Raw genomic sequence first — 14,317 nt, forward strand, 5'->3', positions numbered from 1 at the left:
CCTGCTCATCGGCCAGCTCAGCAACTACTTCGAGGGGCAGGGTCGGATGAACGCCGACCTCTTCACCCGCCTCACCGGCCGCCAGACCCTGCGCCTAGGCAACGACCTGTTCCTGCTGGAGAGCATCAAGAACTACGACGTGGATAAGTCGCTGTGCGTCTACAAGCTATACAAGTTTGTGTCTAATAACGCCGACGAAGACGCACCAGCCCAGCGCTACACCAGCACCCAGAGCTTCACGGCCACCTGTCCGACCGGTGAGATTGGTAGGTCGACCGGTACCGCCACCCGTGTCAGCTTCATCAGTCAAGCCGCAGCGGACGCCGCAGCTCTCGATGCTGCCACGCTCATCGCCAACACGACGCTGGTCTGCTACTTGCCCACTGTGACCTACACTAGCACCCAGACCGTCACCGTCAATTGTAGTCCGGGCTACTCGGGTCCTTCTTCCACGGCAACTGCTACGGCCACCTCGACCATCAGTCAGGACGACGCCGATACCCAGGCCACCAACACTGCTATTTCTGACGCCAACACCGGCCTGACATGCACACAGGACCCCGATCCGGGCATGTAATTCCCTTGCGTTAGCGGCTCTTATCTACGAGCGACTGGTAAAAACTGGTCGCTCGTATTTTTTTATGGCAACCAACACTAAGATTTTAACGCTCAGCATCAATGGCGTAGACACCGCAATCAAGAATGTGACCCAGCTCAAGGCCACGGTGGCACAGCTGGAGCAGGAGCTGCACGGTGCCGACTTTGGTAGTGAGCAATTCGATAAGCTGACCGCCGAGTTGAACGCTTCCAGGAAGGCCCTTGACGGCGTACAAGATGCTGTCAAAAAGGCCGGGCAGGGCGCTGATGCCGCCGGTGCCAACGCCAAGAAGATGGGTGGTGACTTCAAGGGTGCTTTCGGCATTGCTTCTCTCGCCGCTGGTGATACCGGCGCAGCCCTCGGGCGACTGGAAGGCGGGTTCAGTTCCGTAAAAGGCGGCCTTGACGTCGTGAAGGGGGGATTCGGCTCCCTCAAGGCAGCCATCGCTTCCACCGGCATCGGCCTCCTGCTGATCGCTTTCGGCTTCCTGGTCACCTACTTCACGAAGAGCCAGGAGGGCATGGACTTCCTGAGCCGTAAGACGGCGGCGCTCCAGGCGGTATTTCAAGTGCTTACCACCAAGGCCATCGCCATCGGCAAGGCCATCTTCGAGGCGTTCAGTAACCCCAAGAAGAGTTTGCAGGACCTCGTGTCCTTCATCGAGACCAACCTGCTCAACCGCCTGAAAGCGTTCAGCGTGGTCCTTGACGGCATTGTCAACAAGGACCTCGGTAAGATCACCAACGGTTTCATCCAGATGGGTACCGGCATCGAAAACGCCACGACCAAAGCCAAAGCGTTTGCCGACAACATCGCCGGTCTAGGTAAAGAAATACAGGCCGCCGCCGTCGCCGGGGAGAAGCTGGCCGTCAGCAACCAGAACATTGCCCGTGAGGAGAGCAAGCTCAACGTGGAACGTGCCAACAGCCGGGCCCGGATCGCCGAGTTGAAGCTCATCACCGACGACGCCACCAAGAGCCTGAAGGTTCGGACAGAAGCCGCTAAAACGTCATTTGAGATCGAGCAGGGTCTCAGCGTGAAGCAGCTGAACCTGCAGAACCAACAGATTACCAACCTGAAAGCCGCCCAGAAGATCAAGGGCCAGTATACCAACGAGGACCGTCAGGCCCTGGCCGAGCTGTTGACCAAGCGGGCCGAAACGCAAAAGGAGTCACTGGAGAAGCAGGCCGAGCTGACCGCTAAACTATCGGGTTTCACCCAGCAGCAACTGGCCGCCGATCAAGCGGCCATTGCCAAGAAGGCCGCCACTGAAACCAAAGCAGCCACCATCACAAAGGCACTGCGTGAGAAAGCCCTAGCCGATAACACCGCTGCCCACGTGGTAGAGGGTGAGATCCAGAAGAAGGCCATCGAAATAGAACTGGCCGCCGCCGTGAAGGGCAGCGACCAGCAGTTGACGCTGCTGCGTCGCCAAAAGGTAGAGGAGTTGAACATCACGCTCCAGGCCATCGACGACAAAATCAAGAAAGCTGGACCAAAAGAGGCCGAAGCGCTGCTGAAACAGCGTACGGCGGCTGAAAAAGATGGCAACGTAGCCTTCCTTAAGATCAGTGCGGACTTCGAGAAGGAGCGTTTGGCAGCGGCGACACAAGGCGAAGCCGACCTGGCGCAGGTGAAAGTGCTCGGTTTGGAAGAGGGTACCAAGGCATACATCCAGGCATTGCTTGACCAGGTGACGGCCCAGATGTTTGTGGAGCTGTCCAGCCTCGAAAACACGAAGGAAAACGAGGCAAAACGTACCCTGATCATCGCCGATGCGGCTAAAAAACGGGGCGAAATCATTAAAGCGGCCAGTAAACCCGCCGATCTGGAGACCGACATCCTCAAGAGCCTGTTTGGCTTGACCGGAGACCAGTTGGAGGCCACGAAGCGTGGCATTTCCGATACCATGAATTACGCCGCAGAAGCGCTCTTTACGCTCCTGGATCAGGCTGCACAGGCCCGTACCAAGGCCCTGGACGCCCAACAGAAGGAAGTGGAGGACGCCATGACGGCCGCCCAGGATGCCTCCGATCTGCTGAGAAGCCAGCTCGACGAGTCACAGGGACGCATCGATGAACTCGAAGGCAAGCTCCTGACTACCCGTGGCGAGCAGCGGCAGCGCATCATCGACCAGCTGGCGATCGAGCGCAAGCGCTTGCAGGAGATCGCTGCCGAGAAAAAGAAGGAGGACGACCGCATCAAGAAGGCCGAGCAGGACAAGCTGGCCATCGAGAAGCAGCGCACGGCAGAAGCCGACAAGCGGGCCAAGGTACAAGCCCAGATGAACGCCCTCACCGCCGTTGCATCGGCGTTGGAAGCAACCTACGCTGCTTATGCCTCTATTCGGGCCATCGCTAAAGCGGGTGCGGAGGGCAAGTTCGGCTACGACAACATCGCTTTGATCCTGGCCGCAACGGCGGGCATCGTCGCTGCTGGTGTGGCCGTGAAAGGGGCGGTCAAATTTGCTGAAGGTGGCTACACGGGTAATGGAAACGGCACCCCAGACGACACCGGCTTCAAGGTGGCCGGGGTGGTACACGAAGGGGAGTACGTCCTGCCCAAGTGGATGGTCACTTCCCCCAAGTTCAGCTCCACCATCGCCCAGCTGGAGTCGGCCCGTGTCAACAACGGCCTGGGCTACGCTACCGGTGGCATGGTCACGGCCCCCGCAGCCGGTAACGGAAGCGGCCCGGACATGTCAGTCCTTATCTCCATGCAGCAGCAGCTCAACACCCTGCAGCTCCAGACCGCCGTGGCGCTGGAGAAGCCCATTACGGTGCGCCCCAGCGACATCGCCAACTACCAAGCTGAGCGGGTATTCATCAACGACCTGTTCATCAATTAAATACGCCGCCCACCCCATGCAATTACCCCTTTTCCAACTGGAGATCGACGAGTTCGACGATGAAACCGGCATGTTCCTAATTTCGATGGTCGACGCCCCCGCCATGAAAGTGGCGGCGGTGCTACTGGCTGAGCAGGAAGCGCCCCTGGTGACGCTCAAGGCCGTCAACGACCACAAGCGCTACCTGACCAGCGCCGTCATCATCCCCGACAAGCTGATCTTCCGCACCGACGCCCGCCGGGGCGACTACAACATCCAGTTCAGCGTGGACCAGATCGAGAAGATCCGCAACAAGTTCTTCCAGTCCACCGGCAACCTGCGACTGAGCAACAAGAACCACGTCGAGAGCGATGTCGTGCAAGCCCAGCTCATCGAGTCCTGGATCATCGACGACCCCAAGATGGACAAGGCAGTAGCCCTCGGCTTCGACCTGCCCAAGGGCACCATGATGGCCACCTACCAGATCACCGACGAGCAGTTCTGGAACGAGGAGGTGCTGACCGGCAACGTGACCGGCTTCTCCCTGGAAGGCCGCTTCACCGAGGCCGAGGTCCAGCTGATGGAGGAGAAAGGGTTGTACGAGCACCTGCTGGATATACTCGACGCTATTGAGGGATAACCATCAGTCTCCGTGGCTTTTTTACGCACTGCTTCTTATCTGCTGGTGTAACAAAAAATACATCATCATTCAATGAAAGAACTTACCGACGACCAAAAGAAGTCCATCTGGACTCGACTGGGCGCACTGGTTGGCTTCTCGGAGAAGGCTGAGGTGAAACTAGCAGACTACGTCGCCAAAGACGGCTCTACCATCAGCATCGACGACGCCACCCAAGAGGTGACGAGTGGTCAGGCTGACGGCGAGTACGAGTTGGAGGACGGCACCACGCTGGTTATCGCTACAGGCAAACTTGATAGCATCAAGGACGCCCCTGTAGCCGCCGCTGACGCCGCTGCTCCTGCTGTCACCGAAACACCAGACGCCGCTGCCGCCGAATCCGCCGCCATGGCCGACCTGCAAAAGCAGATCGACGACCTCAAGGCCGCCATCGACGCCCTGACCAGTGGCAACGCTGCTCTCACGGAAGCAAACACCACCCTGAGTGTGCAACTGGCCGACATCGAAGCCAAGCCCGCAGACAAGAAAGTAACCCTTTCAAGCCACGTCGCTCAAGACGCAACACCAGCCCAGCGTGCTTGGGCCCGGTACCAAAAGTAGTCGCACATGATACATGAACTACACTCCCCAACTATGGACTAACACTACTCTCGGTCCGATTTTCTCCGAGATGCTCTACAGCAATGACACCGTTTCGAAAGGCCTGGTGCGTGTTCTCGAGAACATTAAATACAAGCAGGTTGTCACCACGATCAGCGGTGACCTGACGGTTCAGGCTTACGCTGTTAACCCCGTAACCGCAGGTGCTATCACTTTCGGTGACACCGAAATCGCTCCTGTTAAGAAGCAGGTGTACCACACCTTCACGATGGACGCCATGCGCTCCACTCGTTTCGGCCAGGACATGAAGAGCGGCGCCGCTAACATGGAGTCGAACGAGTTCCTCCAGGCGGTACTGGCTTACGCCATTCCCAAGATCGGCCGCAGCATCGAGAAAGACTTCTGGGTTAACCTGACCGCTAAGCTGGACCTCGTGAACGCTGGCGAGGAGATCGTTGGTGTTGCGCTGACCGCTGGTAACATCGTTGCCGAGCTGCAGAAGGTTTACTCTTCTGCTGCTATCGCTGAAGCAATGGACAGCAACGAAGTGACCATCTACGTTCCCCGCAAGGTGAAGCAGCTGATCGCCATCGCTAACCAGAACGCCCTGTACCGTGACCTGATTGCCGTGAGCGGCGACAGCGTTTCGTTCCTGAACATCCCCGTTCAGTTCGTTGACCTCGCTGGCAACAACATGATCGCCGGCCGCAAGTCTGACTTGATCCTCGGCACCGACCTCGCCTCGGACTTCGGTTCGCTGGAAGTTGGCAAGGTGAATAACACGGGCGACGAGATGTTTCTAAAGGCTACCTTCTCGCTGGATGCTGCCGTGGTAGTGCCCGCTCAGAAAGTGCTTTACAAAGGCTAAGTCTGAATAACCGGACAAGGGAGAGCGCTTAATGGCGCTCTCCTCAACCGCCTAACCTAAAAAAATATCAGACTCAACCATGCCCACAAGCACCTTCCTAAATTCGGCCTTCGGCGGCGTATCGCAAGCCAAGTTCGAGATGGGCGGTATCGCAGAACTTTACCTGCTGCCCCTCAAGAAAATCGCCAATACCGTTAACGTAGTAGACGCCTTCGGCGCCACTACCTCGGTGACTGACATCAACCTGGTTGACCCGCTGGTTAAATTCCAGGAGATCGGCTTCGTAGAAGGTTCCGCCTCCTACACCGACGCTTTCAAGCCGTCGAACACCAAGCGCTACATGGAGCTCTCGCTGAACTTCACCGTGGACGCTTCCGGCGACGCCGCCATCGCTCAGGCCCACCAGATCCAACTTACCCACGACCACGTTGCCCTTGTTAAGCGCAAGAACGGCAAGTGGTATCTGCTCGGCAAGGACTTCGGTCTGAAGGTGAGCGACGGCAACGCCAACTCGGGCGCCAAGCGTGAGGACGACTCCGCTATGACGTTCACGCTGGTAGGTGGTAACCTCGGACATGCTGCTGAGGTAATTATGCCTGCTATCGAACTCGCAGCCATCCTGAACCGTGTAGCCTAAACAAACAAAAAGGCAACACTGAAAGACCGCACTCCCTACCCGGAGTGCGGTCTTTTCATTTTGTGGCTTTCGGCCTCGGTGGCTCTTATCTACTGCCGATGATAACCCTCACCACTACCACCGACATCTTATTCCAGGTCCACAAGAACCACGTCAGCGCCCCGCTGCCTGCGCAAAGTACGCTGCGGTTCACGGGCTTTGACGGTACCCAGGTAACGATGAATTGCAACGTGCAGGAGCTGTCCAACTGCTACCTCATCAGCGTTCCCGTCGACCAGGTGGATACTTCCCGACTGGGACTGAACGCCCGACTGGAGATAGGGCAGGGGCTTTACTTCAGCGACGTCCAACTACAACTCCCCGCATAACATGGCCTACACCAACTACCTCCAGAACGGCTACGAGAACAGCCCGACTTTATTCATCCCTGGCGCTAAGACGCTCATGCTTATAAAGGCTGATGCCGTACAGCAACTCGTGCTTGCCACTAAAGACGAAGTGGATGATGTTGTCCGGCGCTCTGGTGAGAATTGGAATCTGTTCAACAACCTCGACAACCTGAGCTATATCCTCACGCCGGAAGCCACCCGCAACGGCACGCTTTACACCGCTGAGATCAGTTTCACGGTACCCATCCAGACTACCCAGAAGAACCGCTTGTTTGAGGCGATGCGCAACACCGACCTGGTGGCCATCGTGGAGGACAAGAACTTCCGCTGGTGGCTGATCGGCGTGGACCAGCCGCTGCGCATGGTGCAGCAGGAGCAGAAGCTCGACAACGACACCAACCAGTACGCCATAAAGCTTGCGTGCCGCCAGCGTGACAACGTGAAGCAGATGACGCCTGCGTTCGTTTCTGGTCTCACAGCGGCGATGTTTAATACGTCCATTGACGCCGTGGATGGTGTGACCCTCGACATCCGGGTGGCTACTTCCACCAGCGGCACCACGACCCCAATCACGCTGCCCAATAACTTCCAGAACACCGTGACGGCCCCGCCGAATAACTACGTAATCCTGGACAGCATCGGCCTCGTGTTTGCTACCCCGGCAACCACTGTCAAGCTACCCGCCGTGGCCCTGAACGGACAGCAGCACACGGTGAAAGACTACAATGGCCTCGCATCCACGGCGAGCATCACGGTAAGCGGCAACGGCAAGCTCATCGACGGTTACGCCTCGTTTAGCATCAGCACCGACTTTGGTGCCGCCACCTTCACCTACAACAACGGCGCATGGCTGGTCAGCAGCTTCGTCAACTAAAAAAGCGACCCATGCCTTTACGTGAGCAACCGCAAACCCCAAGCTAAAACCGCTACCAGCTACGTCGTCAACCTTGCCGAGGTAAAGATCCCAACGGTTAACCTCAACCAGGTGCGCCTGTCCCCAAAGGACTGGGTGCTGTACGGCGACAACAACGCCTTCCCGAAGTTCCTCAGCGACTCGGTGAAGAAGAGCGAGAACCACTCGGCCTTCATTCACCTGCGGGAGAACATGATCAAAGGCTCCGGCCTGAGCTACTCCGATAACGTCAAGCCCTTCCTGGAAAACCTCGACGAGGAAGGCACTACCATCGAGGAGCTGTGGGGCGAGTGGTCGGCTGACATGGCCGTGCAGGAGACCTTCGCCTGCTTCGTGCGCTACAACAAGGCCCGCACCAAGATTACCGCCATCGACTACCTGGACACCACACTGGTTCGTCCTAGTAAAACCTTCCAGACCGACTCGGAAGGCAACCCAAACGGTAAGATCAGTGGCTACTGGGTCTGCGAGGACTGGAGCAACATCATGATGTACCCGCCCGTGTTCTACGAGCGCTTCGGCGGCGAGAAGCCCACGGAAACGACGCAGGTGTATTTCTACCACAAGCGCACCAGCGGCCAGCCGTTCCTGCCTGAGATCTCCTACGCCTCCTGCCTGAACTACGTGCAGATGGAGTACGAGACCAGTAAGTACGGCCTCAACGCCATGCTCAACGGCTTCTTCGGCTCGGCCATCATGAGCGTGAAGGCCAGCATGAGCGACGAGCAGAAGGAGATGTTCACCCGCAACGTCAACCACACCTTCACCGGCAGCGAGAACGCCTCGAAGCTGATGGTGATCGTGAGCGAGCAGGACGACACCGTGAAGGTGACCCCGCTGGCAACCGGCGACAACACGCCCATGCTCCAGGCCCTCTCCGAGAAGTCGCAGCAGGCCATTGCCACCGCCCACCGGGGTAACCCTTCGCTGGCGGGCATCCAGGTATCGGCCGGTTTCGGCTCAGATGCCGCCTTGCTGCGCACCGCCCAGGAGCAGTTTCAGAACAACGTGATCCTGCGCCTCCAGCAGCCCATGCTCACCTTCCTCAAGAAGGTCATGAAGTTCAACGGCGTGGCCGAGTACGACTTCAACGTGGGCTCGCTCAACCTCGTGTCGGAAATCACCCCCGACTTCTTCCTTCAGAATTACGTGAAGGCTGAGGTACTGGCTGCGAAGTACGGTTTCAAAATAGAGGACCTAAAACCAAGCGTCCTCACGCCGGAAGTTACTCCAGCAGCACCTGCTCCAGTAGCAGCGCAATAAACACGGCCCTATCGCCCAATGACCCCGTTTCTCATCGACGACCGCTACCTGACGGAGAATACCAACATCGCCACCTCGATGAAGGACAAGAAGCTCAAGGTGGCCTTGCAGACTGTTACCGTCATCAACGTCAAGCCCCTGCTGGGCCTACCGCTTTACGCCCTGCTGGAAGACCATGTTGCCAACGCCACGGCGCTCAACGTCAAGCAGACCGAGCTATTCAACCAGGTCGCCTACTACATGGCCCTGCGGGTAGAGCGGGAACTGATGTACGACCTGCTCAACCTGAACAACAAGGGCGCCACGACCGACCAGAACGCCGCCGACATGGCTCTGGTAACCGCCAAACGGCAGGACGTTGAGGCCAAGTCGGACTTCCTGCGCAACGGCATCCTGGCTTATCTGGACGCCAACCGGACCTACTTCCCGGAGTTCTACCCGGAGCCCAACAGCACCACGCCGAACCAGAATCTGTACGCCAGTGGCATCGTCTTCGACTACGCCCCAAAGCGCTACTTCCAGTAGCCTGAATCTTATCTACTTGCAATGAAAGAGACCAAACTCACCATTAGTAACAAGAAGATGAAGGTGGATCTCCCATTAGTGGAGCAGCTCACCCCGTTAACGCCAATTTTAGCTTCCGTGTTGGCTCCGGAGACGTTAAAGAGCCTAGTTGCTACTACGATACAAACGGAGCCCGCACAGGCTCTCATTCCGCTGCGTGCGCTCGTTTATGACGGCAACACCAAGCAGATGGCACTGGGTAAATTCACCGGCGGAGTAGACACTTCGTTCGATGGAACACGTCAAATCACCCGTGACGGCTTGCCACACATCACTCCCGGCGGCATAACGGTTGGCGACGTTCTCGAAAACCTGCTCTATCCGGCGGTTGGTCCTGGCGCTTCCCTCTCGGTAGTCGATCCAGTGCGCTTGATGGGTGCCACACCCACTGTCGTGATGAACTGGAACGTAACGCAGCAGACCAACCCGATCACGGAGATCGTGGTAAACGGCATCGCACAGGACATCACGCTCACCAGCGGCTCAGAAAGTGTGCTTACCTACAACTCAACGGACGCTACGTACTACATGAGCGTAGCCACTGCAACTGAGGCAGCCACTGCTTCTGCTTCGGTGAACTTCAGACACAACCGCATCTGGTTCACGGCGACAGACGATAAGCTCGGCTACTTCGACAAAGACCTCAGCAATAGCCTCAACGCCCTTTCGAGCGGCAACAAGGAGTTCGCTACGAGCCGACAGATGACGAAGACGTTCACGCTCAACGACGAGTACATCTACTTCGCTTACCTGGAGTCTTACGGCCCGGCAACGTTCGTAGTCGGCGGCCTTCCCAACACAGCGTACGTCTCGAAGACGTTCACGTTCGCTAACGAAAACGGGTACGATGCTACTTTCCTCTTGTACCGCTCCGGCGGCAAAGGCACAGGCTCCATCGGCGTCCAACTAAATTAAGTACCATTTAACATGAGCAAATTAACAGGAACCGTCGTCGCTGATGGCCTCGTGCCGCTCGGCTCGAACGTGACGCACTACGACACGTTCGGCCAGCAGGGCTGGATGTCTGTCGCCACCATCGCCGAGCGTGACGCCATCAACGTGGAGGAAGGCGTGATAGACGCTGACGGTATCTCTAGTGGCCACCGCAGGGTCGGTATGTTCGTCTACGTGTCGTCTACGGATAAAGTGTACCAACTCAGGGTCAGTGATATTGCCAAGCGGAGTGGACTGGAGGTAGCCGAAGCTCTTGGAGACAACACTAACTGGGTTATCGCCGAAATGGGCGGTGCAGCCGACAAGCCGGTGTTGTCTCGTGGCGTAAACGGATTGCGTGGCTACGATAGCGTTAACGACGCCTTTACCAGTGAAGACTACAACTTCGAGTTCAACAACCTGTACCAAAACGAATTCACGGGTAACCGCTTCCTGTCGGATTCCACCATTATTGGCAATGGAGCAGGGATAAGCCTGGCTAATGGTGGTCAACTGCTTATCACAGACTCCTTTTCGGCTACTGGCTTTGGGCTGACCGGCGATAGTGCAGACCCTAGCAGCCTCTTGTTCAAGGAGGCTGTCGCTTCTTTCTACGGCCAGAGCTACATCGTCCAAGCCAACCTGGACTCCTCGCAGCTGCACCTATTCGGTTCGAGTGTTGCGTACAGCCCCATTGGTTTTGGTACCATCTACCTCTATGACAACGCTAACGCATACAACCTGGCTGTCGATGTTAAACTCGTAGACCACCGTTTGTCTACCTTACCCACGAATGTGCAGAACAGCATGACGCCTGGTTCGGACACGAAGGCGCCCACTGTTGACTCTGTGAAGACGTACATCGACGCAGCTGACACTGCAACCAACACCCGCATCAACACCCTCGTTGCCGGCGCACCTGCAGCACTCGACACGCTGAAGGAGATCGCCGACCAGATCGCAGCCGACGAGAGCGGTGTTGCAGCCATCCTGTCCACGCAGCAGTCGCACACTAGCCAAATCTCGTCCAACACCACAATTATTACAGGCAACACGGCCAACATCAGCGAGCTGCGTATTAAGGTTGACAGCAACACGAACGCACTGGCGACGAAGGTAACCACCGTGACGCCGTCTTACGCCTCCAACGTGCTGACGATCACGACGAACATTGGCTCGGCAAACGTGACGATTCCGAACGCACCGGCCACCACGTACGTGCAGAACAGCTTGGCCGCATCCACGGTGCTTGCTCCATCAGTGACTGCCGTTCAGACTGCGCTTGACCTCAAGCAGGTTAAACCGGTGTACGGTAACCTAGGCTTCGGCTACATGGCCGGAGGAGCTACCAACACGGTTGGCACAGGCACCCAGAACACTGCAATCGGCACGTACGCAATGTACCAGAACGGTAGTGGCTACAACAACACTGCGGTAGGCCACTACGCAGGCTTCCAAAACACGACAGCGTACGAGGCCACTTACGTTGGCAACGGCGCAGGCATGTACACCACTACTGGCGCACGCAACACGTACATCGGCTACAACGCTGGTTACAACAGCTCTACTGCAGCAAAGAACACGATCATGGGAGCGCACGCTGGCGAGTACCAGAATGGCTCGGAGAACTCGTACATCGGTTTTGCTGCTGGATACGGCATCAACGGCGGGTCTGGCTCTAACAACACGAGCCAGGGTAACCGCACGCTCTACTCGCTGTCCAGCGGATCACGCAACACTGGCATCGGTAACGGCGCCGGTAACCAGATCACTACAGGTAACAGCAACGTGTTCCTCGGCATCGACAACGGCCTGTACACGACTACCGGTACCGGCAACGTGTTCGTCGGTGACACTACTGGCGCAAGCAACACGACTGGTAACTACAACGTTGCCTTGGGTGACCACGCTGGCCCTCTGACGGGCGCACTTTCCAACACTGTGGCAATCGGCCGCAACGCTAAGACGTCCACCTCGAACACGATGGTGATCGGTGGTGCGGGAGTTGACGCCCTCAACGTTGGTATTGGTACTCAGACGCCAGGTTCGCCTCTTACGGTGGCTGGTGTGATCGAAACGACCACTGGCGGCATCAAGTTCCCTGACGGCACGGTTCAAACGACTGCTGGTGCTTCTGGACCGAGCGCTGACGTGAACAAGTCCTACGTGGACTCGGCTGATGCCAACCTCCAGTCGCAGATCACGTCGAACACGAACAGCATCACGACGAACACGAACAGCATCAGTTCGAACACGAGCAGCATCACGACGAACACGAACAGCATCACGACGAACACGAACAGCATCAACACGCTGAACACGAGCGTTGCAGGCAAGGCGGATAAGACTTACGTGGACTCGGCTGATGCCAACCTGCAGTCGCAGGTGACAAGTAACACGAACGCACTGGCCACAAAGGTGACCACAGTAACGCCTTCCATCGCTGGACAGGTGCTGACCATCACGACGAACATCGGCTCGGCAACCACTACGCTGCCTGCCGCACCAGTCTACACGGCTGGTAACGGTATCGACATCACGAACAACGTGGTGACGGCTAGTGGCTACACCGACCTGACGGCAAACAAAGCCATCCTAGTGAAGGCGGACCGCACCAAGGTCTACTACACCGGCAACGGCACAGCGACGGCCACACCAGCCAACTCGGACGACGCCGTCGTGAAGGCCTTCGCAGCAGCAACGACCGGAGACTACGTGTACATCACGGCGCCCGTAAACATGCCCAACGCTGGTTACTACGACGGCATCCTGAAAGTGAAGGGCGGCTCCAACGTCGTGCTGAACGGGTTCGGCGTGCAAGGTATTGGACGCCAGGACTGCATCAGCATCGTGTCCTCCGGCTCAGGTGACATCATCGGCGGCGGTGCTACCATGTACAACCCCGGCTCGTCCAGCTTCTACACGAACTCCACGGCAATCGGCAACTACCGCATCCTGGACGTCACGCTCAAGGCGGACGGCAACGGCTCTGGCGCACTTATCCGCTCGGGTAACTACTTCCACCGTGGCTCGTTCGACGTCCGATCCAATGGCGGACGCTACGGCCTGAACATGAACAACGGCTCGACGTACGAGTTGGTAGGAGACATGATCATCGGCGGTTACGCTCTCGGCATCTACTCGTACGACACTTGCTTTACGAAGATACGTAACGGCGAGATCAAGCTTGTATCGGCAACGGCAGCACTTGGCCAGCTCAACGCTAGCACCACGCTGGAGATAGAGGACTGTGTGATCGACCTGACCGCACGTCAGACTGACGGTGGCTTCCAGATGACGGCAAGCACCGTTACGCTGCGCCTGACTGACGTAACTGTTGTTGGTGGTGCACTAGTTAATGCCGTAACAGGCTCCACCATTGTATTGCGTGGCTCTACTGTTTTGCCCGCAGCATACAGCGTCGCTTACCTGCAGTCGCAGGGTGCGGTAGTTGTTGACGAGCGTATCACCACGCCTGGACCAGACGTGAACAAGGCGTACGTGGACTCGGCTGACGCCAACCTGCGATCGCAGATCACGTCGAACACGAGCAGCATCACGACGAATACGAACAGCATCACGACGAATACGAACAGCATCAACACGCTGAACACGAACGTTGCGACGAACACGAGCAACATCACGAGCAACACGAACGCCATTACGGCGCTCCAGGCCGTGACTTCGTTCGACCAGTACAATGTCAGCTCAACTTTGAGAACGGCTGTCGTACAGGGCTCCTATGACGCCTACAGCGAGATGACCAGCACGACAGGTAGCCTTACCGGATCTGTTGCCGGCATGCGCTTCTCGTACCAGGTTTACTTATATGAGTACATGCCTGGTACTGCCGGTACACTTGTTTGGGTTAGACTGGCCAAGATGTAATAAATAGTGAAGGAGGAGGCTAATACCTCCTCCCAATCTTAAAAAATTCCAAAGTATGAAATGACTAAGAACATTCAAACCGCTGATAGCTACGCACTCGGCAACCTCGGCATCAGTGGCCCAACACTGACGCCCATCCCGGTACTGCTTGGCTCTACTGGTGTATCTACCACGGCTGGCATGACGCAGAAGGCGAT

The 14,317-nt window shown here is 57.2% G+C and carries 12 protein-coding genes; all 12 read left to right on the forward strand.

Going from position 1 to position 14,317, the window contains the following annotated elements; genetic code table 11:
* Window positions 1-46 precede the first annotated feature (46 nt).
* The 12 genes from KQ659_RS09435 (at window position 47) to KQ659_RS09490 (ending at window position 14,120) form a co-directional block, all read left to right on the forward strand.
* Window positions 47-577 carry a DUF5977 domain-containing protein gene (locus KQ659_RS09435; RefSeq protein ID WP_216689019.1) on the forward strand — a complete coding sequence of 177 codons (531 nt, stop codon included), beginning with the start codon at window positions 47-49 and terminating at the stop codon, window positions 575-577.
* A gap of 64 nt (window positions 578-641) precedes the next feature.
* Window positions 642-3,446: a coiled-coil domain-containing protein gene (locus KQ659_RS09440; RefSeq protein ID WP_216689018.1), complete on the forward strand. Its 2,805-nt coding sequence runs from the start codon at window positions 642-644 to the stop codon at window positions 3,444-3,446.
* A 16-nt stretch (window positions 3,447-3,462) separates the two neighbouring features.
* Window positions 3,463-4,065 (forward strand): XkdF-like putative serine protease domain-containing protein, encoded by a 603-nt coding sequence (locus KQ659_RS09445; protein ID WP_216689017.1) that lies wholly within the window; start codon window positions 3,463-3,465, stop codon window positions 4,063-4,065.
* A gap of 72 nt (window positions 4,066-4,137) precedes the next feature.
* Window positions 4,138-4,665 (forward strand): hypothetical protein, encoded by a 528-nt coding sequence (locus KQ659_RS09450; protein WP_216689016.1) that lies wholly within the window; start codon window positions 4,138-4,140, stop codon window positions 4,663-4,665.
* A 13-nt stretch (window positions 4,666-4,678) separates the two neighbouring features.
* Entirely contained in the window at window positions 4,679-5,533 is an 855-nt protein-coding gene (locus KQ659_RS09455; protein WP_216689015.1) for a hypothetical protein, read from the forward strand.
* Window positions 5,534-5,612: 79 nt separating this feature from the next.
* Entirely contained in the window at window positions 5,613-6,170 is a 558-nt protein-coding gene (locus KQ659_RS09460; protein ID WP_216689014.1) for a hypothetical protein, read from the forward strand.
* Window positions 6,171-6,268: 98 nt separating this feature from the next.
* Complete coding sequence (locus KQ659_RS09465; RefSeq protein WP_216689013.1) at window positions 6,269-6,538, forward strand: hypothetical protein; 270 nt, start codon at window positions 6,269-6,271, stop codon at window positions 6,536-6,538.
* 1 nt (window position 6,539) lies between these two features.
* On the forward strand, window positions 6,540-7,433 hold the full coding sequence (locus KQ659_RS09470; protein WP_216689012.1) for a hypothetical protein: 894 nt from the start codon (window positions 6,540-6,542) through the stop codon (window positions 7,431-7,433).
* A gap of 21 nt (window positions 7,434-7,454) precedes the next feature.
* A complete protein-coding gene (locus tag KQ659_RS09475; protein ID WP_216689011.1) occupies window positions 7,455-8,735 on the forward strand; it encodes a phage portal protein in 1,281 nt (426 codons plus the stop codon).
* 18 nt (window positions 8,736-8,753) lie between these two features.
* Complete coding sequence (locus KQ659_RS09480; protein WP_216689010.1) at window positions 8,754-9,260, forward strand: hypothetical protein; 507 nt, start codon at window positions 8,754-8,756, stop codon at window positions 9,258-9,260.
* A 21-nt stretch (window positions 9,261-9,281) separates the two neighbouring features.
* Complete coding sequence (locus tag KQ659_RS09485; protein ID WP_216689009.1) at window positions 9,282-10,214, forward strand: hypothetical protein; 933 nt, start codon at window positions 9,282-9,284, stop codon at window positions 10,212-10,214.
* Between the two features lie 12 nt (window positions 10,215-10,226).
* A complete protein-coding gene (locus tag KQ659_RS09490; RefSeq protein WP_216689008.1) occupies window positions 10,227-14,120 on the forward strand; it encodes a beta strand repeat-containing protein in 3,894 nt (1,297 codons plus the stop codon).
* Window positions 14,121-14,317 lie beyond the last annotated feature (197 nt).

The organism is Hymenobacter siberiensis, assembly GCF_018967865.2.
GTDB classification, from domain to species: Bacteria; Bacteroidota; Bacteroidia; order Cytophagales; family Hymenobacteraceae; genus Hymenobacter; species Hymenobacter siberiensis.